This window comes from Micromonospora sp. NPDC048830, assembly GCF_043198215.1.
In the GTDB taxonomy this organism is placed as follows: Bacteria; Actinomycetota; Actinomycetes; order Mycobacteriales; family Micromonosporaceae; genus Micromonospora.
Genome location: NZ_JBICUP010000068.1, coordinates 1 through 24,286, shown reverse-complemented (window position 1 = coordinate 24,286; position 24,286 = coordinate 1). Strand labels below are relative to the sequence as shown.

20 protein-coding genes are annotated in these 24,286 nt (G+C 73.9%); 3 read left to right on the top strand and 17 right to left on the bottom strand.

Annotation, left to right across the window (positions count from 1 at the left end):
• Nucleotides 1-173 precede the first annotated feature (173 nt).
• From ACGFIZ_RS31950 to ACGFIZ_RS31930, 5 genes are all read right to left on the bottom strand, one after another.
• Nucleotides 174-1,862: a ribonuclease J gene (locus ACGFIZ_RS31950; protein ID WP_347671249.1), complete on the bottom strand. Its 1,689-nt coding sequence runs from the start codon at nt 1,860-1,862 to the stop codon at nt 174-176.
• 52 nt (nt 1,863-1,914) lie between these two features.
• Nucleotides 1,915-2,841 (bottom strand): 4-hydroxy-tetrahydrodipicolinate synthase, encoded by a 927-nt coding sequence (gene dapA, locus ACGFIZ_RS31945; protein ID WP_393426355.1) that lies wholly within the window; start codon nt 2,839-2,841, stop codon nt 1,915-1,917.
• Nucleotides 2,842-2,894: 53 nt separating this feature from the next.
• A complete protein-coding gene (thyX, locus tag ACGFIZ_RS31940; RefSeq protein ID WP_347671251.1) occupies nt 2,895-3,632 on the bottom strand; it encodes an FAD-dependent thymidylate synthase in 738 nt (245 codons plus the stop codon).
• Nucleotides 3,633-4,013: 381 nt separating this feature from the next.
• Nucleotides 4,014-4,595, bottom strand: coding sequence for a DUF2752 domain-containing protein (locus tag ACGFIZ_RS31935; protein ID WP_393426352.1), 582 nt, complete (start codon nt 4,593-4,595; stop codon nt 4,014-4,016).
• Nucleotides 4,592-5,821 carry a winged helix-turn-helix domain-containing protein gene (locus tag ACGFIZ_RS31930; RefSeq protein ID WP_393426349.1) on the bottom strand — a complete coding sequence of 410 codons (1,230 nt, stop codon included), beginning with the start codon at nt 5,819-5,821 and terminating at the stop codon, nt 4,592-4,594. The genes ACGFIZ_RS31935 and ACGFIZ_RS31930 overlap by 4 nt, the downstream gene beginning before the upstream one ends.
• 79 nt (nt 5,822-5,900) lie before the next feature.
• On the opposite strand from ACGFIZ_RS31930, the gene ACGFIZ_RS31925 reads away from it, so the two are divergent.
• A complete protein-coding gene (locus ACGFIZ_RS31925; protein WP_393426346.1) occupies nt 5,901-6,452 on the top strand; it encodes a GNAT family N-acetyltransferase in 552 nt (183 codons plus the stop codon).
• On the opposite strand, the gene ACGFIZ_RS31920 is transcribed toward ACGFIZ_RS31925, so the two are convergent.
• Entirely contained in the window at nt 6,351-7,661 is a 1,311-nt protein-coding gene (locus ACGFIZ_RS31920) for a glycosyltransferase family 87 protein (protein WP_393426343.1), read from the bottom strand. The two genes, ACGFIZ_RS31925 and ACGFIZ_RS31920, sit on opposite strands and share 102 nt — an antisense overlap.
• A 35-nt stretch (nt 7,662-7,696) precedes the next feature.
• Between ACGFIZ_RS31920 and ACGFIZ_RS31915 the strand changes: the two genes are divergently transcribed.
• Entirely contained in the window at nt 7,697-8,278 is a 582-nt protein-coding gene (locus ACGFIZ_RS31915) for a GNAT family N-acetyltransferase (RefSeq protein ID WP_393426340.1), read from the top strand.
• A 24-nt stretch (nt 8,279-8,302) separates the two neighbouring features.
• On the opposite strand, the gene ACGFIZ_RS31910 is transcribed toward ACGFIZ_RS31915, so the two are convergent.
• Genes ACGFIZ_RS31910 through ACGFIZ_RS31895 form a run of 4 tightly spaced genes read right to left on the bottom strand, consistent with a single transcriptional unit; the run spans nt 8,303 to nt 12,629 of the window.
• Nucleotides 8,303-9,199, bottom strand: a complete 897-nt coding sequence (locus ACGFIZ_RS31910) for a carbohydrate ABC transporter permease (protein WP_393426336.1) — start codon at nt 9,197-9,199, stop codon at nt 8,303-8,305.
• Between the two features lies 1 nt (nt 9,200).
• Nucleotides 9,201-10,337 (bottom strand): carbohydrate ABC transporter permease, encoded by a 1,137-nt coding sequence (locus ACGFIZ_RS31905; RefSeq protein ID WP_393426333.1) that lies wholly within the window; start codon nt 10,335-10,337, stop codon nt 9,201-9,203.
• A 17-nt stretch (nt 10,338-10,354) separates the two neighbouring features.
• Nucleotides 10,355-11,605, bottom strand: coding sequence for an extracellular solute-binding protein (locus tag ACGFIZ_RS31900; RefSeq protein ID WP_393426330.1), 1,251 nt, complete (start codon nt 11,603-11,605; stop codon nt 10,355-10,357).
• Between the two features lie 34 nt (nt 11,606-11,639).
• A complete protein-coding gene (locus ACGFIZ_RS31895; protein WP_393426327.1) occupies nt 11,640-12,629 on the bottom strand; it encodes a LacI family DNA-binding transcriptional regulator in 990 nt (329 codons plus the stop codon).
• A 224-nt stretch (nt 12,630-12,853) separates the two neighbouring features.
• Here ACGFIZ_RS31895 and ACGFIZ_RS31890 point away from each other — a divergent pair, with 224 nt between their 5' ends.
• Complete coding sequence (locus ACGFIZ_RS31890; protein WP_393426324.1) at nt 12,854-15,004, top strand: glycogen debranching N-terminal domain-containing protein; 2,151 nt, start codon at nt 12,854-12,856, stop codon at nt 15,002-15,004.
• Between the two features lie 227 nt (nt 15,005-15,231).
• Here the strand turns inward: ACGFIZ_RS31890 and dapB are convergent, their stop codons facing one another.
• The 7 genes from dapB to ACGFIZ_RS31855 all read right to left on the bottom strand — a co-directional run bounded on the left by dapB (nt 15,232) and on the right by ACGFIZ_RS31855 (nt 24,087).
• On the bottom strand, nt 15,232-16,005 hold the full coding sequence (dapB, locus tag ACGFIZ_RS31885; protein WP_393426321.1) for a 4-hydroxy-tetrahydrodipicolinate reductase: 774 nt from the start codon (nt 16,003-16,005) through the stop codon (nt 15,232-15,234).
• Nucleotides 16,006-16,133: 128 nt separating this feature from the next.
• Complete coding sequence (locus ACGFIZ_RS31880; RefSeq protein WP_393426359.1) at nt 16,134-17,504, bottom strand: M16 family metallopeptidase; 1,371 nt, start codon at nt 17,502-17,504, stop codon at nt 16,134-16,136.
• Nucleotides 17,505-17,599: 95 nt separating this feature from the next.
• The gene (locus ACGFIZ_RS31875; RefSeq protein ID WP_393426318.1) at nt 17,600-19,963 is read right to left on the bottom strand and encodes a polyribonucleotide nucleotidyltransferase; all 2,364 of its coding nucleotides are present in this window, start codon (nt 19,961-19,963) and stop codon (nt 17,600-17,602) included.
• A 229-nt stretch (nt 19,964-20,192) separates the two neighbouring features.
• Entirely contained in the window at nt 20,193-20,462 is a 270-nt protein-coding gene (rpsO, locus tag ACGFIZ_RS31870) for a 30S ribosomal protein S15 (RefSeq protein ID WP_145775614.1), read from the bottom strand.
• A gap of 259 nt (nt 20,463-20,721) precedes the next feature.
• Nucleotides 20,722-21,651, bottom strand: coding sequence for a bifunctional riboflavin kinase/FAD synthetase (locus ACGFIZ_RS31865; protein ID WP_393426315.1), 930 nt, complete (start codon nt 21,649-21,651; stop codon nt 20,722-20,724).
• A 142-nt stretch (nt 21,652-21,793) separates the two neighbouring features.
• Complete coding sequence (gene truB / locus ACGFIZ_RS31860) at nt 21,794-22,678, bottom strand: tRNA pseudouridine(55) synthase TruB (RefSeq protein WP_393426312.1); 885 nt, start codon at nt 22,676-22,678, stop codon at nt 21,794-21,796.
• A gap of 86 nt (nt 22,679-22,764) precedes the next feature.
• Nucleotides 22,765-24,087 (bottom strand): MATE family efflux transporter, encoded by a 1,323-nt coding sequence (locus ACGFIZ_RS31855; protein WP_393426309.1) that lies wholly within the window; start codon nt 24,085-24,087, stop codon nt 22,765-22,767.
• Nucleotides 24,088-24,286: the final 199 nt, after the last annotated feature.

Sequence of the window (24,286 nt, the reverse complement as noted above, 5' to 3'; positions counted from 1 at the left end):
GGGCGACCGTGCCCGGCGTAGGGATCAAGCCTGACCGCCCGAAGCCGGGCACGGTCGCCCCCAGCCCCCCACAGCAACCTGCCCCCCACAGCAACCTGCCCCCAACAGCAACCAGCCCCCAACAGCAACCTGCCCCCAACCGGGCCAGCGTCGCGCGTGGGCGGAATGGGGCGTCAGACCTCGACGACCGTGGGGACGATCATCGGCCGGCGCCGGTACGCGTCGTTGACCCAGCGCCCGACCGTGCGCCGGACGATCTGCTGGAGCTGGTGGGGGTCGGTGATGCCGTCCGCGGCGGCCCGGTTCAGCGCCTCGGTGACCAGCGGGACGACCGGGGAGAACGCCTCCGGATCCTCCGAGAAGCCCTTGGCCGAGACGGTCGGGCCGCCGACCACCTTGCCGGTGACCGAGTCGACCACCACCGTGGCGGCGATGAAGCCGCCGTCGCCGAGGATCCGCCGCTCGGTGAGCAGGGACTCGCTGACGTCGCCGACGGCCAGGCCGTCGACGTAGACGTACCGGCTCTTCACGTGGCCGACCAGGCTGGCGCGGCCCTCGACGAGGTCGACCACGTCGCCGTCCTCGCAGAGCACCACCCGGTCCGCGGCGACCCCGGACTCGATGCCGAGCCGGGCGTGCGCGCGCAGGTGCCGCCACTCGCCGTGCACCGGCATCAGGTTGCTCGGGCGGACGACGTTGAGCAGGTACAGCAGCTCGCCGGCGGGGGCGTGACCGGAGACGTGCACCTTGGCCACGTCCTTGTGCACGACCACCGCGCCGGCCCGGGCCAGCCGGTTGATCACCCGGTAGACCGAGGTCTCGTTGCCGGGCACCAGCGAGGAGGCGAGCACGACGGTGTCGCCGGGGGCGATGGTGATGTGCCGGTGGTCGCCGCTGGCCATCCGGCCGAGCGCGCTCATCGGCTCGCCCTGGGAGCCGGTGGACATCAGCACGATCTGCTCGGGCGGCAGCGTCGTCGCCTCCTCGACGCCGACGACCAGGCCGGGCGGGATGTTGAGCAGGCCCAGGTCCCGGGCGATGCCCATGTTGCGGACCATCGAGCGGCCGATCAGCGCCACCTTGCGGCCGTGCTCGAGGGCCGAGTCGAAGACCTGCTGCACCCGGTGCACGTGCGAGGCGAAGGACGCGACGATGATCCGGCCGCGCGCCTTGGCGAAGATCGAGTCCAGCACCGGCCCGATCTCCCGCTCCGGGGTGACGAAGCCGGGGATCTCCGCGTTGGTGGAGTCCGACAGCAGCAGGTCGACGCCCTCGGCGCCGAGCCGGGCGAAGCCGGCCAGGTCGGTGAGCCGGCCGTCCAGCGGGAGCTGGTCCATCTTGAAGTCGCCGGTGTGCAGCACCAGGCCGGCCGGGGTGCGGATGGCCACCGCGAGGGCGTCCGGGATCGAGTGGTTGACGGCGAAGAACTCGCACTCGAACGGGCCGAGCCGCTCCCGGCCGCCCTCCCGCACGGTCAGCGTGTACGGCTGGATCCGCCGCTCGGCGAGCTTCGCCTCGACCAGGGCGAGGGTGAACTGCGACCCGACCAGCGGGATGTCCTGCTTGTGGGCGAGCAGATACGGCACCGCCCCGATGTGGTCCTCGTGCCCGTGGGTGAGGACGATCGCCTGGATGTCGTCGAGCCGGTCCAGGATCGGCCCGAAGTCCGGCAGGATCAGGTCGACGCCCGGCTGCTCGACGTCGGGGAAGAGCACGCCGCAGTCGACGACCAGCAGCTTGCCGTCGTACTCGAAGACGGTCATGTTCCGACCGATGGCGCCGAGGCCGCCGAGCGGGGTGATGCGCAGGCCGCCCTCGGGCAGCGGCGGGGGCAGTTCGCCCTCGATGTGCGCGTCGGTCACGCGTCCACCTCATTCTGTGACGCCGTCACCCGGCGTCCGTCGTGTCGTTCGGTCATTCGGGGAGCTCCAGACCCGCCGCCGCGCAGTCCGCGCGCAGCTGGGCGATCTCGTCGTCGGTGGCGTCCACCAGCGGGGGGCGTACCGGGCCGGCCGGCAGGCCCCTGGCCGCCAGGCCCGCCTTCACCAGGATGGTGCCCTGGGTACGGAAGATGCCGGTGAACAGGGGCAGCAGCCGCCGGTGCAGCGCCAGCGCGGTGCCGGGGTCGCCCGCGTCGTACGCCTCGATCATCCGCTTGGCCAGCGCGCCGGTGAAGTGGGTCGAGGTGCCGACCAGGCCGACCGAGCCGACCGCCAGCGCGGGCAGCGTGAGGCTGTCCTCGCCGCTGTAGAAGGCCAGGTCGGTGCGGCCGGTCACCCACGAGGTGGCCGTGAGGTCGCCCTTGGCGTCCTTGACCGCGACGATCCGGCCGTGCTCGGCGAGGCGTACCAGCGTCTCCGAGGCGATCGGCACCCCGGCGCGGTGCGGGATGTCGTACAGCATGATCGGCAGGCCGGTGGCGTCCGCGACGGCGGTGAAGTGCCGGACCAGCCCGCTCTGCGGCGGCTTGTTGTAGTACGGCGTCACCACGAGCAGACCGTGCGCGCCGGCCTTCTCCGCCGACGCGGCCAGCTCGATGGTGTGCCGGGTGTCGTTGGTGCCGACGCCGGCGACCACCCGCGCCCGGTCGCCGACCGCCTCCACCACGGCCCGGATCAGGCGTTCCTTCTCCGCGTCGGTGGTGGTGGGCGACTCGCCGGTGGTGCCGTTGAGCACGAGCGCGTCGTTGCCCTGCTCGTCGACCAGGTGGTTCGCGAGCCGTACGGCCCCGTCCAGGTCGAGCGATCCGTCGGCGGTGAACGGGGTCACCATGGCGGTGAGCAGTCGGCCGAACGGGCGCGAGGGCGCCCGGTCCGCGGCGACAGGAAGGTCGTGCGTCATGCTCACAACTTATCGGACGACCGCGGGCGGCCCGCCGGGGAAGGGCGCAGGACTCACTCGGCGTGCTGGCTGGCCGCCACCTCCGTGCCGTCGGGCAGGGTGGTGATGACGAAGTCGGCGAAGACGTTCGGGGCGACCCGCTGAAGCTGGCGCAGGCACTCCACGGCCAGCTCGCGGATCTCCACGTCGGCCTGCTCGGTGGCGCGCATCTTGACGAAGTGCCGCCACGCCCGGTAGTTGCCGGTGACCACGATCCGGGTCTCGGTGGCGTTCGGCAGCACCGCCCGGGCCGCCTGCCGGGCCTGCTTGCGGCGCAGCGTCGGGTTGGGCTCGTCGGCGAAGCGCTGCTCCAGCCCCGCCAGCAGCTCCGTGTACGCCCGCACGCTGGCCTCGGCGGCCTCGACGAACCGCTTGTGCAGCTCCGGGTCCTCCGCGATCACCCGGGGCTCGACCATGGCCGCGTCCCGCTCGGGGACGTAGCGCTGGGAGAGCTGCGAGTACGAGAAGTGCCGGTGCCGGACCAGCTCGTGGGTGAAGGAGCGGGAGACCCCGGTGAAGTAGAAGGTCACCGTGCCGTGCTCCAGCACCGACAGGTGTCCGACCTCCAGGATGTGCGCCAGGTAACCGGCGTTGGTGGCCGTGGCCGGGTTGGGTTTCTTCCACGACTGGTAGCAGGCCCGGCCGGCGAACTCCGCGAGGGCCTGGCCGCCCTCGGCGTCGGTCGACCACGGCACGTCGTCCGGGGCCTGGAACTGGGTCCACGCGATCAGCTTGACCTGGGGCTGCACCATATCCGGCATTCCTCGGACTGTAGCGGCCCCCCGAGGCCGTGCCGACGTGGGGCTCGCCGCCCGAAACCCGCACCACCTGCGAATCCCGGACACTTCGCGCCCGCTCGGCCCGACGCGTGGCCAAGATCTCGCTGGCTCCCGCGCCCGCATACCCGGCCGTGCCGGTGCGGGTGCGGTGTCCGCCGCGTGTGGAGCTGCCCGCACGGACGGGGCAGCCACTGCGGCGGCCGGGAGCAGCCCGTGCCGGACGGCTGGGCGCACATACGGGGCAGCTCCACAGGGTCCACCGCCACCACCGGCCGCCGGCCCGGCCCGCCGCCGTCCAGGCGCCGAGGGACGGGTGGCCGCACCCTGACACGGGCAGCGACCGGGACGCGGGGGTCAGACGTAGAGCGAGGTGAACGGGGCCCAGGGGAGGTTGCGGGCCACGGAGAAGACCAGCCAGGCGGCCAGGAACGCCCCGATCACCTTGGAGCTGACCTGCGGCTGCGGCAGCCGCCAGCCGAACGCCTGCCGGCCGGCCCAGGCCACGAACAGGTACGCCAGGAAGGGCAGCGCGAAGACGAAGAGGAAGTGGTGCCGGGCCGCGGCCGGCACGTCGCCGTGCAGCACGTACCAGAGGGCCCGGGTGCCGCCGCAGCCCGGGCAGTCCAGCCCGGTGGTGAGCTTGAGCAGGCAGGTCGGCGCCGCGTCCGGCTCGGCCCGGGTCGGGTCGCTGAGCAGCGCGTACGCCATGCCGAGGCCCACGCAGCCGAGGGCGGCCAGGGGCACCGCCCAGCGCGGCGAGCGATCGTGGACCCGCATGACGAAGCGGGTGAACCGGTCCGGCTCCGGCACCTGGTACGCCGGGTACGCCCCGGGCGGCGGCCAGGCGGCCCCGGTCGCGGCGTGGGCGTGGAGGTCGGCCGCAGGGGCGGCGTCGGGTCGGGCGTTCGGGCCGTCAACGCTCGTCACGTCGCTCACGGTACACCCGCCACGCCCCGCAGCGCGCCCGCCAACGGGGCCGCGAGGTCACCGGCGGTGGGCGGGGCGACCGCGTCCAGCCCGAGCCAGCCGGCCAGCCGGTAGAGCTCGGCCGCCAGCGCGAGCGCCGTCTCCCCCGGATCGACGCCGGGCTCGACCCAGGCGGCCGGGACGAGCAGCACGCCCGCCTTCCGGTCGGCCTTGAGGTCGACCCGGGCGGTGAACCGCTCCCCCTGCAGGAACGGCAGCACGTAGTAGCCGTACACCCGCTGGGGGGCCGGGACGTAGATCTCGATCCGGTAGGTCAGGCCGAACAGCCGCTCGGCACGGCCCCGCTCCCAGATCAGCGGGTCGAACGGGCTGACCAGCGCGCCGGCCCGCACCCGGCGGGGCAGCCGGGCGGCGGCGTGCAGGTACGCCGGCTGCCGCCAGCCCGGCACGGCAACCGGGGTCAGCTCGCCGGCCTCGACCAGCTCGGCCACGGCGTGCCGGGCACCGGCGGCGGGCAGGCGGAAGTAGTCGCGCAGCTCCGGCTCGGCGGCCACCCCGAGCGACCGGGCGGCCACCCCCACCAGCGTCCGGTACGCCTCCGCGTCGGTCGGCGTGGGCGCGTCCAGCACCGCCGGCGGCAGCACCCGCTCGGGCAGGTCGTAGCGGCGGGCGAACGAGGTGGTGCGCTCGGCGGCGGTCACCTCGCCGGCCCAGAACAGGAACTCCAGGGCCTGCTTGACCGCCGACCAGTTCCATCCCCAGTTGCCGGTCTGCCGGGGCGCGTCGTGCTCGATCTCGGCGGCGGTCAGCGGCCCGCGGGCGGCCACCTCGTCGCGGACCCAGGCGACCAGGGCGGGCTGCTCCCGGGCGATCCGGCGCATCCCGCCCCAGGCGTCGTCGCGCGCCCGGGCCATCCGCCAGCGCAGCGCCGCGTGCAACCCCACCGGGACCAGCGACGCCTCGTGCCCCCAGTATTCGAACAGCTCGCGGGGGCGGCGGTAGGCCGCCGTGTCGAGCAGCGCCGTCGGGTACGGCCCGAGCCGGCTGTACAGCGGCAGGTAGTGCGCCCGTTGCAGCACGTTGACCGAGTCCATCTGGATCAGCCCGATCCGGTCGAGCACCCGGCGCAGGTGGCGGCGGGTGGGCGCGCCGGTGGGCGGCGGGTCGGCGAAGCCCTGGGCGGCCAGCGCCACCCGCCGGGCCTGGGCGAGCGAGAGCGATTCCGGTGCGGACATCGTCGGGCACCCTAGTCCACCGGTACGACACGGCGGCGGGGCGCTGGACGCGGGGCGGGCCGGGACATAGAACGGACGGATGCTGGTGATCCGACCCGAGGAGCCGGACGACGCCGAGGCGGTCGCCCGGGTGCACGTGCACGGCTGGCAGGCCGGCTACGCCGGGATCATGCCGGAGGAGGTGCTGAACCGGCTCAACGTGGCCGCCTGGGCGCAGCGCCGGCGGGACATGGGCACCGCCGACCCGGGGCAGCCGTTCCGCACGCTGCTCGCCGAGCGGGGCGGCACGGTGATCGGCTTCGCCACGTTCGGGCCGTACCGGAACAACCAGGACCGGGCCGACGTGGACGACGCCCTCGGCGAGGTGGTGGCGATGTACGTCGAGCGGGCCTACTGGGGGGACGGGACGGCCGGGCGGCTGCTGGCCGCGGCCCGGGCGGCGCTGGCGGGGCGGGGCTGGACGGCGTACCGGCTGTGGGTGCTGCGGGACAACCGCCGGGCCCGCCGCTTCTACGAGCGGGCCGGGCTGTCAGCCGACGGCGAGCGGTCCACCTACCAGGTGCCGATGGCCGGCGGCCGTCCCCCGGTCGGCCTGGTCGAGCTGCGCTACGCCGGGCGCCTCGACGGCTGACCCGGCGGGAGCCGCGCCGCCGCCCGCCACGGCCCCGGACGGGGTCGCCCAGGGGCGCACCGGCAGGAGGAGCAGCAGCGCCAGGCTGATCCAGACGTAGGTGTTGCTGCCGAGGAAGCCGTCGACGCCCGTGAAGTCCTTCTCCCAGGACCAGACGATCCGGCTGCACAGGAGCGCGTACCCGATGGCGGCGGCGGCCAGCAGGACGCGGCGCCGGCGGTTGCGGGCGGGGGCCGCCATGCCGTTGTCGACCAGCAGGAGCAGCGCAGGCAGCAGCCAGACCAGGTGGTGCACCCAGGTGACGGGGCTGACCAGACACATCACGGCGCCGGTCAGGGCCAGACCGGTGGCCTCGTCGCCGGCGGCCGCCGCGGACCGGGACCGCCCGACCCAGACGGCGAGGGTGGCCAGCACGAGCGCCGCCCAGGCGATCGTGCTCGGGTGTTCGGGGTCCAGCCGGGCCACCACCCCGCGCAGCGACTGGTTGGACACGAACGCCAGCTCGCCGACCCGGCCCGTGTTCCACAGCGCGGTGGTCCAGAACTCGCGGGACGCGTCGGGGAAGAGGGCCGCGGCGAGCAGGGTGACGACGGTCGCGGTGCCCGTGGCCGTCAGGGCCGCCCGCCAGCGGCCGGTGACCAGCAGGTAGACGACGAAGATGCCGGGCGTCAGCTTGATCGCCGTGGCCAGACCCACGCCGACGCCCGCCCACCGGCTGCCGCCCGGGACCAGCCGCAGCAGGTCCGCCCCGACCAGGAACAGCAGGAGCATGTTGACCTGGCCGAAGTTGACCGTCTCGCGCATCGGCTCGAACGCGGCGGCCAGGCAGAGCGCCACGGCGAGGGCGAACCAGCGGGTCCACCCGGCGCGGCGGGCGATCGGGTCGAGCAGCCACCAGATCAGCACCGCGCTGACCGCCACGGAGGCGGTCACGCTCACGACGATCGCGGCCGTCCACGGCAGGTACGCCATCGGCAGCATGACCAGGGCGGCGAACGGCGGGTACGTGAAGCCGTACTGGGTGCCCGGCTTGAGGAAGTCGTAGATTTCCCCGCCGTCGTGGACCCAGAAGCGCAGCGCCCCGTAGTAGACCCTGAGGTCGAAGAAGCCGTGCCGCACCGCCGCGACGGACAGGAACGCGGCCACCGCGACGGCGAGCACGACCACGCCCACGACCTGCGCGATCGCGCGTCCGGGACCCTGCGCCACCGTCGCCTCCCCCACCCTGCGTAGGCTTCCGTCCCATGGCTCTCGGGTACGTCCGCCCGGCGCGTCCGGAAGACGCCGGCGAGATCGCACGCATCCAGCTCGCCACCTGGCGGGTCGCGTACCGCCGGATCCTGCCCCGGCACGTGCTCGACAACCTGGACGAGGCGTACCTCGCCCGGCGGTGGAGCGCGGCGGTGCAGGAGCCGCCCTCGGACGCGCACCGGGTGCTGGTCGCCGTCGAGCAGGCCGAGCAATCGTATCTGGTGGGGTTCGCCGCCTCCGGTCCGGCCGACGCGGAGTCCCGCGCGCCCAACGAGCCTGCCGACGCGCTCGGGCCGGACGTGGTGGCGGTGACGGACCTGCTGGTCGAGCCGCGCTGGGGCCGGCGCGGGCACGGCAGCCGGTTGCTCGCGGCCAGCGTCGACCTGTGGCGCGCCGACGGGTTCGCCCGCGCGGTGGCCTGGGCGTTCGACGGGGATCCGGCGACCCGGAAGTTCCTCACCGGTGCGGGCTGGGAGCCCGACGGCGCGGCCCGGGCCCTCGACGTCGACGACATGCTGGTCAACCAGTTGCGGCTGCACGTCGCCGTACCGGCCGCGGCGGCCCCCGGCGAGTAGCCGGGGACCGCCGGGGGCCGCCGGTCAGCCCTTGTCCGCGCCGTCGTTGGCGTCCCGGACGAAGTACCGCTGGAAGATCACGAAGAGCACCGCCACGGGGATGGTGGCCAGCAGCGCCGCGCCGAGCTTGAGCGGGTACTGGTTGCCCTTGCCGAGCGAGCCGCTGACCAGGTCGGCCAGGCCACGCGGCAGCGTGAACAGGTCCGGGTTCTGCACCGATACCAGGCTGTGCGGGAACTCGTTCCAGGAGCCCTGGAACGACAGGATGGTCAGCGTGATCAGGGCCGGCTTCGCCATGGGCAGCACCACCGACCAGAACGTGCGGAAGACGCTGGCGCCGTCGATCCGCGCCGCCTCCTCCACGCTCACCGGGATCGACTCGAAGAACTGCTTCATGATGAACACGCCCGCCGCGTCGGCGAGCAGCGGCACCACCAGGCCGGCGTAGCTGTCGTACATGCCGAGCTGGTTGAGCACCAGGAACTTCGGGATCAGCAGCACCACGCCGGGCACCGCCAGCACCGCGATGATCGCGGCGAACAGCCCGCCCCGGCCCCGGAAGCGCAGCCGGGCGAGGGCGTACCCGGCGAGCGAGTCGAAGAACACCCGCCCGAGGGTGACCAGGACGGTGACCAGCAGCGAGTTACCGAGCCAGAGCGGGAAGTTGGTGCCCTCGAAGATCCGCTCGAAGCCGGCCATGGACACCGGGTCGGGGATCGGCGAGAGCGGGTTCGCCGCCGCGTCGGGCTCGGTCTTGAACGAGTTGCCGATCTGGATGACGAACGGGTAGAGGAACACCAGCCCGAAGAAGACCAGGACGGCGTACCCGACGAAGCGGCTGGCCAGGGCGCGGGCCCCCTGGTCCCGGCGTGGGCGGGCCGGCGTCGGGGCCGCCGCCGGCCGGTCGGTCAGCACGGCCATCTCAACCCCCCTGCCGTACGCGACGTCGCCACCACGGGCCGCGCCGCGCGCCGGCCGGCTCCCGCTCGGCCATCAGCCAGCGCTGGAGCACGGTGAACACGATGATGATCAGGAACAGCACGAACGAGATCGCCGCGCCGGAGCCGTAGTCGAAGTCGCGGAACGCGGTCCGGTACGACAGGTACGCCGGGGTGAGCGTCGTCTTGGCCGGGTCGCCCTGGCTCATCACGTACACCTGGTCGAAGACCTGCCAGCAGCCGATCAGGCCCAGGGTGAGCACCAGGAACATGGTCGGCTTGATCATCGGCAGGGTGACGTGCCGGAACCGCTGCCAGCGGCTGGCCCCGTCGAGCGTGCTCGCCTCGTCGAGCACCACGGGGACGTTCTGCAACGCGGCGAGGAACATCAGCATGAACGTCCCCGACGTGGTCCAGACGACCAGCGCGATGATCGACATCATCGCGACGCTCGGCCCGGAGAGCCAGTCCCACCAGGTCAGCCCGAGCGGCCCGCCGCCGGTGAGCGCGCCGGGCGGGTTGTCGGTGTCCAGCCCGAACACGCCGAGCAGCAGGTGCAGCACGCCCCGGGAGTCGGCGAACCACTGCGGCCCGTCGATGCCGAACATCGCGAGCAGGTTGTTGACCGCCCCGGAGCTGGAGAACATGAACAGGAAGACCACGCTGATCGCCACGGAGCTGGTCACCGACGGGAAGTAGAAGGCGGTCCGGAAGAACCCCTTCCCCTTGAGCATGCGGTTGTTGACGATCAGGGCGAGCCCGAGGGCGAGCACCGTCTGGGTCGGCACGACGATCGCCACGTAGTAGACGTTGTTGCGCAGGCTGGTCATGAAGTCCCGGCGGTCCAGCCCGTCCTCCGTGAACAGTCTCGTGTAGTTGTCGCCGCCGACGAACGGCACCCTGCCGGTGAACGGGCTGCCCTGGCCGTTCCAGTCGGTGAGGCTCACCCAGAGCGCCATCAGGATCGGCAGCAGCAGGAACAGCCCGAGGATCACGATCACCGGCGCGACGAACAGCCAGCCGGCGACGGTCTCGTTGGCGCGGGTGCCGCCTCCCCGCCGCCGCCCGTTCCCGGGCGGCCGCCCGGCGGTGGCCGGGGCCGCGAGCGCGTCGGTCGCCATCTCCCCTCCTTTCAGCCTCAGCCGCCGAGGGCCGCCTTCGCGTTGGAGTCGAAGCGCGACAGGATCGTCTTCGGGTCGCCGTTGCCCAGGCCCTGCAGGCCGGTGTCCAGGTCGCTGAGGACGCTGTCCATCTTCGGGGCGTTCACCGGGCCCTGGGCGTACTGGGCGCCGTCGATGAACGGCTTGTCCGCCGGGAACTGGCTGGTGTACTGGTCGCGGACGGACTGCCGCGACGGCATGACGCCGAACGCCTTGGCGAAGGCGATCTGCTGGTCGCCGGCGGTCATCGCCTCGACGAACTTGATCGCCTGCTCCTTGTACTTGCTCTTGGCGGCAACGCCCCAGCACTGGGTGAAGGACAGCGTGCCCTTGCCCTTCGGGCCGGCCGGCAGCTCGACGACCTTGTACTTGACGTTCGGGAAGTCGTTCTGCAGGGCGCCCTTGATCCAGTTGCCCTCGATGGTCATCACGGCCTTGCCCTTGCCGAACGCCTCGCCGGACCAGCCGGAGTCGAGCTGCTTCGGGTACTTGGCGAGCCCGGCGGTGAGCATCTTCTTGACGTACTCGAGGGCGGCCAGGTTCTCCGGGGTGTCCGCGGTGGCCTGCTTGCCGTCCTTGCTCGTCAGCCAGCCGCCGTTCTGCACCATGAACGCGCCGATGCGGTCCCGGGTGTCGCCGAGGGCGAGCGGGACGAGACCCTTGGCCTTGATCTTCTGACCGGCGGCGGTGAGCTGCTCCCAGGTGGTGGGCACGTCGGCGTCGGTCAGCCCGGCCTTCGCCCACAGGTCGGTGTTGATCTGGAGGGCGAGGGTGGAGAAGTCCTTCGGCGCGCAGTAGAGCTTGCCGTCGTACGTGAACGTGGTGCGCAGGCTCTCGTAGAAGTCGTCCTTGTTGCTGATCTTGTCGCCGTACGGCTCCAGGGCGCCGACGCTCGCGTAGTCGGCGAACCGGGCGGCGTCGACGTAGAACACGTCCGGCGGGGTGCCGCCGGCGAGGGCCTGGCCGAGCTGCTGGGTGAGGTCCTGCGCGGGGGTGACGGTCGCGGTGTTGCCGGAGATGGACGCCCACTTCGCGGCGGCGTCCTGCACCGCCTTGGTCTCGGCCTCGCCGGACGAGCCGATCAGGATCTGCAGGCTGGCCGGCCCGCTGGTCTGCTGGGCGGTGTCGCCGGACTTGTCGTCGAAGCCGCTGCCGCAGGCCGTGGAGCCGAACAGCGCCGCGGCGGCGATGCCGGCCACGGTCGCGCGGCGGAGGAATCGAGCTGTCATCTCATTCTCCCGGGGATGGCGGTAGGGGAAGGTGTTACGCGGTGTGGCGCCGCACGAGCGAGGGCTCGAGCAACGCCGGGGAATCGAAGTCGTGGCCGTCGAGCACGCCGGTGAGCTGCTCGACGCAGCGGGCGGCGACCGCGGCGAGGGGTTGGCTGACGCTGGTCAGCCCGACCGCGGCGGCGACCGGGGTGTCGTCGAAGCCGACGACGGCGACCTCGGCGCCCGCGCACCGGACGGCCCGGAGGGCGCCGAGGGCGAGCGAGTCGCTGGCGCAGACGACGGCGGTCGGCGGCTCGGGCTCGGCGAGCAGGTCGTTCATCATCCGCTCGCCCTCGCCGACGCCGTCCGCGATCTCCCGGTCCAGCGGGCCCGGGTCGATTCCCGCGGCCCGTAGGGTGCGGTACCAGCCCGACCGGCGGTCGTCGCCGACGCCGGAACCCTTCGGCCAGCCGATGAAGCTGATCCGGCGGTGGCCCGTCTCCAGCAGCATCCTGGTCGCCTGCGCCGTCCCCGCCGCGCCGTCGACGTCGACCCAGGGGTGGGACTCCAGGTCGTCCCAGGGGCGCCCGAAGGTCACGAACGGCACCTTGCGGGCGGCGAGCCAGGCGGTGCGGGGGTCACCGTGGTCGGTGCCGGTGAGCACGAAGCCGTCCAGGTCGTACGCGGCGAGCAGGTCGGAGTAGACGTCGATCTCCTGGCCGTCGTCGTCGGCGGTGTAGAGCAGCACCCGGTAGCCGGTGGCGCCGGCGGTCTCGGTCAGCCCGTGCAGGAACCGGTCGAGCACCGAGCCGTTGATCCCGTCCCGGGTCGGCTCGATGCGTACCGCGATCAGCCGGGACCGGCCGGTGCGCATCTGCCGGGCGGCCTGGTTGGCGCGGTAGCCCAGCGCGACGATGGCCTCCTGCACCCGGCGGCGGGTCTCCTCCCTGACGATGTGGGGGGCGTTGAGCACGTTCGATACGGTCTGCCGGCTCACCTGGGCGCGCCGGGCCACCGTCGCGATGGTCACCTTTTGTGCCACAAATTCCCCCTCGCCGTCTTGAACGATCGAACCGAATTACGGCAGGATTAGAACGTTCAAGTTGCTGGAATGTTTCGCACTTTGCACCGCCCCGGACGATCTGTCAAGACGGCCCCCGACGCCCCTCCGGCACGGCACGGCCACGCCACACCACCCGCGCCGCCGGTGCGGCAGCCGGCACCGGTCGCGGCAGACGTCCCCCGAGAAACCCCTGGAGCCGCCCCGTGACCGAACGCCGCCTGCAACCCCTGCTGCACGACCTCGTCGGGGTGGTCCACGCCCCGACCAGCGCGCTGGGCGACGCGGCCGGACAGATCCGCCCGGCCGGCGTGCAGGGCGTGTTCCACGCCGACGCCCGGGTGCTGTCCCGGGCCGAGCTGCGCGTCGACGACCGAGAGCCGGAGGCGCTGACCCGTGGTCCGGTCGGCCCGCACGCCGCCCGCTTCGTCGGCCTGACCCGGTGGCTCGGCGACCCCGGCGCCGACCCGACCGTCCGGGTCGACCGGGTCCGCCGCCTCGAACCGGGCGGGCTCACCGAGGAGCTGCACGTCGTCTCCACCGCCGCCGCGCCGGTGCGGGCCACCGTCAGCGTCGACCTCGGCTGCGACCTGGCCCCGATCGAGATGGTCAAGTCGGGCGACACGACCGAGCCGCTGCCGGCCAAGACGACCGGCGCCGGCCAGGTGACCTGGGCCGCCGACGGCATCACCGTCATCGTGACCGGCGAGGAGGCCGCGGCCGACGCCGACGGCGACCGGGCCCACTCCCCCCGGCTGAGCTGGCCCGTCGAGCTGCCCCCGCGCGGCAGCGTCACCCTGCGCTGGCGGCTGGCCGTCGACGACCCCCGGGCCGTGGTGGTCGCCCCGGCCGCCGCGCCCACCTGGGCCCGGCCGGAGGTGACCGCCGACGACCGGCGGCTGGTCCGGTTCCTCGACCGCTCCCTGGACGACCTGCACACGTTGCGCCTGGCCGAGGCCGGCCACCCCGGGGACGTGTTCCTCGGCGCGGGCGTGCCCTGGTTCCTCACCCTCTTCGGCCGGGACAGCCTCTGGGCCGCCCGGATGCTGCTGCCGCTGGGCACCGAGCTGGCCGCCGGCACGCTGCGGGTGCTGGCCCGCCGGCAGGGCAGGCGAGTCGACCCGGCGACCGGCGAGGCGCCCGGCAAGATCCTGCACGAGCTGCGCCGGGGCGAGTTCGCCCTGCCCCAGCACGGCCTGCGGCTGCCGCCCGCGTACTACGGCACCGTCGACGCGACGCCGCTCTGGGTGGCGCTGCTGCACGACGCGTGGCGCTGGGGCCTGCCGGCCGAGCAGGTGGAGCCGCTGCTGCCGCACCTCGAGGCCGCGCTGGGCTGGCTGGGCGAGCACGCCGACGCCGACGGCGACGGCCTGGTCGAGTACGTCGACACCAGCGGCCGGGGGCTGTCCAACCAGGGCTGGAAGGACTCCGGCGACTCCATCCGGTTCCGCGACGGCCGGCTGGCGCAGGCGCCGATCGTGCTGGCCGAGGTGCAGGGGTACGCGTACGAGGCGGCGGTCGCCGGGGCGGCGCTGCTCGACGCGTTCGGCCGGCCCGGCGGCGACCGGTGGCGTGAACACGCCGCCCGACTCGCCGAGCGGTTCCGGGCCGCGTTCTGGGTCGACGGCCCGTACGGCCCCCAGCCGGCGCTCGCCCTCGACCGGGACAAGCGGCCCGTCGACTCGCTGACCAGCAACATCGGCCACCTGCTCGGCACCGGCCTGCTGACCGACGACGAGTCGGCGCAGGTGGCCCGACTGCTCGCCACCGAGGCGCTGGCCGGCGGGTTCGGGCTGCGCACCATGTCGACCGACGACGCCGGGTACAGCCCGCTGTCGTACCACTGCGGGTCGATCTGGACGCACGACACCGCGATCGTGCTCGCCGGGCTGGCCCGGGGCGGTCACCGCGAGGCGGCACTCGGCCTGGCCGACGGGCTGCTCGCCGCCGCCGACGCGTTCGACCACCGGCTGCCGGAGCTGTACGCCGGCGACGACCGGGCGCTGATCGGCCGGCCGGTGCCGTACCCGGCGGCGTGCAAGCCGCAGGCCTGGTCGGCGGCGGCCTCGGTGCTGCTGCTCCAGGCCGGCGTCGGGCTCTACCCGGACGTGCCGGGCGGGGTCATCCGCCTCGACCCGCTGGCCGGGCCGAAGCTGGGCGCGCTGACCGCCCGCGGCCTCCAGGTCGCCGGCAGCCCGGTCGACGTCACCGTGGACGCCACCGGCGCGGCCCGCGTCACCGGCCTCCCGACCGCCCTCACGCTGACCCCCACCGTCCCCGCCCCGGCCGTCCCGTCCCCGCGCCGCGCCCCCGAGGCCGGCGTCGATCATGGGGTTGGCGGCGGAATCGATCGCTGAATCAGCCGTCAACCCCATGATCGACGGGTGGTTCGGCGACGACCTCGGCGCGACCCGACCGGCCCGGCGACCCGGATCGGCGCGACCCGACCGGCCCGGCGACCGGATCGGCCCGGCGACCGGATCGGCCCGGCGACCGGATCGGCGCGACCTTGGCCGCACGGATTGGCCGCAGTCGCGCCCCCTGGCCGGCCCGCACGCCGGGCCCGCCGGGGGCGCGGCTGCACTCAGTCGAGCAGGTCGTCCAGGCCGACGGTGAGGCCGGGCCGGCTGAGCACCGCGCGGACGGCCAGCAGCACACCGGGCATGAACGAGGACCGGTCGTACGAGTCGTGCCGGATGGTCAGCGTCTCGCCGGTGGTGCCGAACAGCACCTCCTGGTGGGCGAGCAGCCCGGTGGCCCGTACGGCGTGCACCCGTACCCCGTCGATGTCGGCGCCCCGGGCGCCCGGCACCTCGTCCTTCGTGGCGTCGGGGACGGGCCCGAGGCCCGCGTCGGCGCGCGCCCGGGCGATCAGGCGGGCGGTGTGGGCGGCGGTGCCGCTCGGGGCGTCCAGCTTGCGGGGGTGGTGCTGCTCGATGATCTCGACGGACTCGAAGTACCGGGCCGCCCGCGCCGCGAACTGCATCATCAGCACCGCGCCGAGGCCGAAGTTGGGGGCGATGACGGCCCCCACCCCGGGCTTGCCGGCCAGCCAGCCGCGGACCTGGTCGAGCCGCTGCTCGGTGAAGCCGGTGGTGCCGACGACGGCGTGGATGCCCTGGTCGACGCACCAGTGCAGGTTGTCCATGACGGCGTCGGGGGTGGTGAAGTCGACGACCACCTCGGCACCGGCGTCGGCGACGGCGGACAGCCCGTCGCCCTGGTCGATCGCCGCCACCAGCTCCATGTCGGGCGCGGCGTCGACCGCCCCGCACACCTCGGCGCCCATCCGGCCCCGGGCCCCCAGCACGCCCACCCGGATCGGCTCCGCCGGGTTCCTCTCCTGCTGCTCAGTCACGGGGCACAACCTATCCCAAGCCGGTCGCGGGCCAGGTCGCGCCGGTCCAGATCGGGACACCCGCACCGGGCCGGCCGCCGACCGTCCCGCCCCGGCGAGGGGTGGGCCGCCCGCGGGATCGACGGCGGTCAGGCGGAGAAGTCGCCCTCGCCGAACGGGCCGACGACGGCCAGGGACATCGGCCGGGCGAGCAGCTCGGCGGCGAGGGCGTTCACGTCGGCGACGCGCACCGCGTCCACCCGGGCCAGCAGCTCGTCCACCGGCATCAGGTCGCCGTAGAGCAGTTCGCCCTTCGCCAGTCGGCTCATCCGGGAGCCGGTGTCCTCCAGCCCGAGCACGAACGAGCCCTTGCTCATCCCCTTGCCCCGGGCCACCTCGGCCTCGGTCAGCCCGTCGGCGGCCACCCGGCGCAGCTCGGCCCGGGTCAGCTCCAGCACCTCGTCCACCTTGCCCGGCGCGCAGCCGGCGTAGACGGCGAAGATACCGCTGTCGGCGTACTGGCTGGCGTAGGAGTACACCGAGTACGCCAGGCCGCGGCGCTCCCGGATCTCCTGGAACAGGCGGCTGGACATGCCGCCGCCGAGGACGTTGTTGAGCACGCCGAGGGCGAAGCGCCGATCGTCGGTGCGGTCGATGCCGGGGCAGCCGAGGATGACGTGCGCCTGCTCCGTCTCCTTCGGCTCGACCAGGATGGTGGCGGGCTTCGTGCGTACCGTCGGGGTGGCCGGCCGGCGCGCGGCCGGGGCCGCCGGGTCGGCGTCCAACGGGGTGCCGTGCAGGGCCTGACGGACCAGCCGGACCACGGCGGCGTGGTCGAGGTTGCCGGCGGCCGCGACGACGATCTGCGGCGGCGTGTAGTGGCGGCGGTAGAAGCCCTGGATCTGCCGCCGGGTCATCGGGGTGACCGTGTCCTCGGTGCCGGAGATCAGCCGGCCGAGGGGGTGGTCGCCGTAGACGGCGCGGGCGAACAGGTCGTGCACCTCGTCGCCCGGCTCGTCGTCGTGCATCGCGATCTCTTCGAGGATGACGCCGCGCTCGGTCTCCACGTCGGCCGGCTCCAGCAGCGAGTCGGCGACGAGATCGCACATCACGTCGATGGCCAGCGGCAGGTCCTCGTCCAGCACGCGGGCGTAGTAGCAGGTGTATTCCTTCGTGGTGAAGGCGTTGGTCTCGCCGCCCACCGCCTCGATCTCCGAGGAGATGTCCAGCGCCGTCCGCTTGTGGGTGCCCTTGAAGAGCAGATGCTCCAGGAAGTGCGCCGCGCCGCCCTGCGGACCGGTCTCGTCGCGGGAGCCCACGGCCACCCAGACGCCGAACGAGACGCTGCGCATCGCCGGGATCGCCTCGGTCAGCACGCGCAGCCCGCTGGGCAGCACGGTACGGCGTACCGTGCCGCCCAGCGGATCGTCACTGAGCGTGCGGGTGACCGCCCGGGACGCGCCGCCGGAACGCCCGGGCTGCGGCCCGGTGGCGTGCCGGACGGCGCCGGACGGCGCCACCCCCCGTCGATTCTCCAGGAAGGACGCGCGCCGGGACCGACTCACGAAGACCTGCTCTCAGTTCGACGAGGGGTGGGTGGTGCGGTACTGCGGGGTCAGCTGTGCCGGGTCCGGCGGCGCGGACGCTCGCCGCCCTCGCCGCCCTCGCCGCCGCCCTGGCCGCGCTCGCCGCGCTCCGGGCCACGACCGGCCCGCTCGCCCCGCTCGCGCGGGCCCCGGTCGCCCCGGTCCCGACCAGCCGGACGCTCACCGGCGGCCTCACCGGCGGCCGGCGCCTCGGCGCCCTCCGGGCGGACCTTGTCCAGGTAGATCTTGCCGCGGGCGTCGATGTCCGCGATCTCGACCTCGACCCTGTCGCCGACGTTGAGGAAGTCCTCGACCTTCTCGACCCGCTTGCCGTCGCCCACCTTCGAGATGTGCAGCAGGCCGTCGCGGCCCGGCAGCAGCGAGACGAACGCGCCGAACGCGGCGGTCTTGACCACCGTGCCCAGGAACTTGTCGCCCACCTTCGGCAGGGTCGGGTTGGCGATCGCGTTGATCCGCTCGACCGCGGCCTGCGCCGACGGGCCGTTGGTCGCGCCGACGTAGATCGTGCCGTCGTCCTCGATGGAGATCTCGGCGCCGGTCTCGTCCTGGATGGCGTTGATGGTCTGGCCCTTCGGGCCGATCACCATGCCGATCTTGTCGACCGGGATCTTGACGGTGGTGACCCGCGGGGCGTAGTCCGACATCTCGGCCGGCGCCTCGATGGCCCGCTGCATCACGTCGAGGATGACCTGCCGGGCCTCGTGGGCCTGCTGGAGCGCGGCGGCCAGCACGTCCGATGGGATGCCGTCGAGCTTGGTGTCGAGCTGGAGCGCGGTGACGAACTCCCGGGTGCCGGCGACCTTGAAGTCCATGTCGCCGAACGCGTCCTCGGCGCCGAGGATGTCGGTCAGCGTCACGTACTCGGTCTTGCCCTCGACCTCGTCGGAGATGAGGCCCATGGCGATGCCGGCGACCGGCGCCTTCAGCGGCACACCGGCCGACAGCAGGCCCAGCGTCGAGGCGCAGACCGAACCCATCGAGGTGGAGCCGTTGGAGCCGAGCGCCTCCGAGACCTGCCGGATGGCGTACGGGAACTCCTCGCGCGACGGCAGCACCGGGATCAGCGCCCGCTCGGCGAGCGCGCCGTGGCCGATCTCGCGGCGCTTCGGCGAGCCGACCCGGCCGGTCTCACCGGTGGAGTACGGCGGGAAGTTGTAGTTGTGCATGTAGCGCTTGGACTTCTCCGGGGAGAGGGTGTCCAGCGCCTGCTCCATGCGCAGCATGTTCAGCGTGGTGACGCCCAGGATCTGGGTCTCGCCGCGCTCGAACAGCGCCGAGCCGTGCACCCGGGGCAGCACGCCGACCTCGGCGGTCAGCGGGCGGATGTCGCGCGGGCCCCGGCCGTCGATGCGGACCTGCTCGCGCAGCACCCGGCTGCGGACCTCGGCCTTGGTCAGCGACCGGAACGCGGCGGACAGCTCCTTCTCCCGGCCCTCGAAGCGCGGGCCGAGCTCCTCCTGCACGCGGGCCTTGATCCGGTCCAGGGCCTCCTCGCGGTCGGCCTTGCCGGCGATCTTCAGGGCCTCGGCGACCTCGCCGCGGGCCAGCTCGGCCACCGCGTCGTACGCGTCGTCCTGGTAATCCAGGAACACCGGGAAGTCGGCGACCGGCTTGGCGGCCACCTCGGCCAGCTCGCTCTGCGCCCGGCACAGCTCGCGGATGGCCGGCTTGGCGGCCTCCAGGCCGCTGGCGACGACCTCCTCGGTCGGGGCGGGGGCGCCGCCCGCGACCAGCGCCACCGTGTGCTCGGTGGCCTCGGCCTCGACCATCATGATCGCGACGTCGCCGTCGGGCAGGGCCCGGCCGGCCACCACCATGTCGAAGGTGGCCCGGGACAGCTCCTCGTGAGTCGGGAAGGCCACCCACTGGCCGTCGACGTGCGCCATCCGGGTCGCCCCGATCGGGCCGGAGAACGGCAGGCCGGAGAGCTTGGTCGACATCGACGCGGCGTTGATCGCCACCACGTCGTACGGGTGCTGCGGGTCCAGCGCCAGGACGGTCTCGACGACCTGGACCTCATTGCGCAGGCCCTTGACGAACGACGGGCGCAGCGGCCGGTCGATCAGCCGGCAGGTGAGGATCGCGTCCTCGCTGGGCCGGCCCTCGCGGCGGAAGAACGAGCCGGGGATGCGGCCCGCGGCGTACATCCGCTCCTCGACGTCGACCGTCAGCGGGAAGAAGTCGAACTGCTCCCGCGGCTGCTTGCCGGCCGTGGTCGCGGAGAGGACGACCGTCTCGCCGAGCTGGGCGGTGACGGAGCCGGCGGCCTGACGGGCCAGGCGGCCGGTGGAGAAGGTGATCTCGCGGGTGCCGAAGGACCCGTTGTCGATCACGGCGGTGCGGGACTCGGTGCCGAGGGAACTCTCGGTCATGGTGCGGTCGTGCTCCTTCGCATCGGGGGCCCACGACGCTCGGGAGCTGCTCAGACGGCCGGTCTTCGATCGAAGCGCCCGGGGTGCCGGCGGCTGGCCGGGTTCCCGGGGGCCACTACCGGAGACCGGTACGCTGACCGGCTCCCTGTCGGGTGGTCGCGCGGCCCGGGTGTGGTTCGGGTGGTGACGCCGGACGGGGGAGCGACCCGCTGGCCGCTCCCCCGTGACGTCACCGGCGCAGGCCGAGCCGCTCGATGAGCGACCGGTAGCGGTTGATGTCCTTCTTCTGGACGTAGTTGAGCAGCCGACGGCGACGGCCGACCAGCAGCAGCAGCCCGCGGCGGCTGTGGTGGTCGTGCTTGTGCACCTTCAGGTGCTCGGTGAGGTCCGCGATCCGCTTGGTCAGGACCGCGACCTGCACCTCCGGCGAACCGGTGTCGCCCTCGGCGGTCGCGTACTCCGCGCGGATCTTGGCCTTGGACTCCTGGTCGAGCGCCATGTTCTCCCTGTTTCGGTGGGTTGATCGGTGGTGTCCGTCGTCAGGCCCGGGGACCCTTCGTCGGGGCCCGGAGACCGGAGACGGACGAACCTCGCACCCGCGGCGTCGTGCAGGCACGCGAGGCTCCACGTCGGTCAGCCGACGTCCCCGTCAGACTACCAGCCTCCGGCGGAACCGCCCGGCGAAGGGCGACGCGACGGCGCGGACGGCACGAAACCCGACTCCCGGCGACGCCCTCGGGGCGCCGAGGGCGCACGGCTCAGCCGAGAACGCGGCGGGTGCGCTCGACGTCCTGGGCAATCTGGGCCACCAGCGGCTCGATCCCGTCGTACCGCACCTGACCGCGCAGATGGGCGACGAAGTCCAGGGCCAGCCGCTCGCCGTACAGGTCGCCCGAGAAGTCCAGCGCGTACGCCTCGACCCTCCGCTCCCGCCCGGAGAAGGTCGGGTTGGTGCCCACGGAGACCGCCGCTGCCAGCCGCTCCCGGTGCCCCCGGCGCACCAGCCAGGCGGCGTAGACGCCGTCGGCCGGCACGGCGGCGTACCGGTGACAGAGCAGGTTGGCGGTGGGGAAGCCCAGCTCCCGCCCCCGCTGGTCGCCGCGGACCACCACGCCCTCGACCCGATGCGGGCGGCCCAGCGCGGCGGCCGCCGCGCCCACGTCCCCGGCGTCGACGCAGGAGCGGATGTACGTGGAGGAGAAGACGGTGCCGTCGTCGGCGACCAACGGGCCGCCCTCGACCGCGAAGCCGAACGTGCGGCCGAGCCGCTCCAGCAGCGCCACGTCGCCGGCCGCCCGGTGCCCGAAGCGGAAGTTCTCCCCCACCACCACGAGGGCGGCGTGCAGGTTCTCCACCAGGATGTCGTGCACGAACGCCTCGGCCGGCAGCCGGGAGAACTCCGGGGTGAACGGCACCACGCAGAGCACGTCCACGCCGAGCGCCTCGACCAGCTCCGCCTTGCGGGCCGGCTCGGTGAGCACCGCCGGGTGCGAGCCCGGGCGGACCACCTCGGCCGGATGCGGGTCGAAGGTGACCACCACCGACCGCACGCCCAGCTCCCGGGCCCGGGCCACGGCGTGCCCGATGGTCGCCTGGTGCCCCCGGTGCACCCCGTCGAAGACGCCGATGGTGACGACCGAACGGCCCCAGCCGCCGGGCGCCGCCTCGTACCCCCGCCACCGCTGCATGACGCTCCTCCCCCTGCTCCCCGCCGGGCGTTCCGACGGGCCGCCCCGCCCGCCGGGTGTTCCGACGGGCCGCCCCGCCCGCCGGGTGTTCCGACGGGTCGCCCCGCCCGCCGGGTGTTCCGACGGGTCGCCCCGCCCGCCGTCAGGCCGGGGCGAGCACGATCTCCGCGCGGGCCCGGCCGGCCCGTTCGCTGACGATAGCGATCAGCCCGCCGCCGGGCCCGAAGACCGCGTACGGGCCGGCGATGCCGGCCGGGTCGAGCGGGCCGCCGTGCGCGAGCACCCGCGCCTCGTCCGCGCTGGCGTCCCGGCGCGGGAAGAACCGGTCGGCCGCCGCGTCCAGCGGCAGGTTGACCACCTCCGGCGCGCGCGGCTCCAGCTCGTCGAGGGTCGCCGCCTCGGCCAGGGTGAAGCCGCCGACCGCCGTGCGGCGCAGCGCCGTCAGGTGCCCGCCGACCCCGAGCGCCAGGCCCGCGTCCCGCGCCAGGGCCCGGATGTACGTCCCCGACGAGCAGGTCACGTCGACGTCGACGTCGACCACGTCCGGGGTGTCCCGGCGGATCGCCAGCACGTCGAGGCGACTCACGGTGACCCGGCGCGCGGGCAGCTCGACGCTCTCGCCCTCGCGTACCCGCTTGTAGGCCCGCCGGCCGTCGATCTTGATGGCGCTGACCGCGCTCGGCACCTGGTCGATCTCGCCGGTGAGGGCGGCGAACGCCGACCGGACCGCCTCGTCGGTCACGGTACCGGCCGGGGTGGTGGAGATCACGTCCCCCTCGGCGTCGTCGGTGACGGTCGCCTGGCCGAGCCGGACGGTGGCGGTGTAGCTCTTCCCGGCGCCGATGACGTACGTCAGCAGCCGGGTGGCCCGCCCCACGCCGATCACCAGCACGCCGGTGGCCATCGGGTCGAGCGTGCCGCCGTGCCCGACCCGTCGGGTCCGGGCCAGGCGGCGGACGCGCGCCACCACGTCGTGCGACGTCATGCCGCCGGGCTTGTCCACCACGATCAGACCGTCTGCGCTCACGACCGCCAAGCCTGCCAGACGCTCTCCACCACGCCCCGCCCGACCTGGCGGCTGGGCTCGCCCGCCGGGTGTTTGCAAAGGGCCGATCAGCGGACGGCGCCGACGACCGCCCAGCCGCCGGAGCGCAGCCGCAGCAGCAGGGCGGCCAGCCGGATCACCACGAACAGCGTCAGCCCCGCCCAGATCCCGCCGAGGCCCAGGTCGAACGCGTACGCCAGCCAGATCGCCGGCAGGAAGCCCCCGAACGCGGCGACGATGGTGAGGTTGCGCAGGTAGCGGACGTCGCCCGCGCCGATCAGCACCCCGTCGAGGGCGAACACCACGCCGCCGATCGGCTGCAGCGCCACGAACCACGGCCAGGCGACCATGGCCTGGTCGCGTACCTGGGGATCGGAGCTGAACCACGACGGCACGATCCCCGCCCCGGCGGCGATCAGCAGCGCGAACGCCACGCCGCAGACGGCGCCGAGCAGCGCGATCCGGCGGGCGAGGGCGCGGGCGCCGGCCGCGTCGCCGGCCCCGAGCGCCGCCCCGATCAAGGTCTGCGCGGCGATCGCGAGCGCGTCGAGCACCAGGGCGGTGAAGAACCACAGCTGTACGGCGATCTGGTGGGCGCCCACCGCCGCCGCGCCGAACCGGGCGGCGACGGCCGTGGCGGACAGGAAGCTGGCCTGGAAGGCGACGCCCCGGACGAGCAGGTCGCGGCTGAGCACGAGCTGCTGGCGGATCACGCGGGGGCGCGGGCGCAGCGGCACCCGCTCGCGGACGAGCGCGGCGGCGAACAGTCCGCCGGAGATGGTCTGGGCGACGGCGTTCGCCACGGCGGAACCGACCAGTCCGAGGCCGGCGGGATAGACCAGCAGCGGGCAGAGCAGCGCGGAGAGCAGGTTGGGGCCGAGCACGAACCACAGCGGCCGGCGGAGGTCCTGCACGCCGCGCAGCCAGCCGTTGCCGGCGGCGGCGAGCATCAGGCCGGGGGCGCCCAGCGCCGCGACCCGCAGCCACTGCGCGGCCGCGGCGGCCACCTCGCCCGAACCGCCGAGGGTACGCGCCAGCGGGCCGGCGCCGACCTGCATGCCGAGCGCGACGAGCACCCCGACCCCGAGCGCGAGCCAGGACGCCTGTACGCCCTCGGCCACCGCCGCGGCCCGGTCACCGGAGCCGAACCGGCGGGCCGCGCGCCCCGTGATCCCGTACGCCAGCACGCTGCCCAGCCAGGCGGTGAGGGTCAGCACCGTGCCGCCGACGGCGAGCGCGGCCAGCGGCACCCGGCCCAGGTGCCCGACCACGGCGGTGTCGACGAGGACGTAGAGCGGCTCGGCGGTGAGCACCACGAGGGCCGGCAGGGCCAGCGCGGCGATCCGCCGCGGCGACGCGACGGCGGGCAGGGCGAGGGTGGACTGACTCATCGCCGCCGATCCTGACACGGCACGCGTAAGGATCGCAATATCCTGCACCACTTACCCGCGCATCAAGATCGCGCTCGAATCATCGATGTAGTGGCACGCCGGGCCCCTGTCAGGTCGGTGGGGGCGTGGTGTCGGGTTCTTGTTTGACGGGTGGGAAATTCTTCTCCGCGTCTTTCCCGCCGAAGTAGAAAGGGCCGTA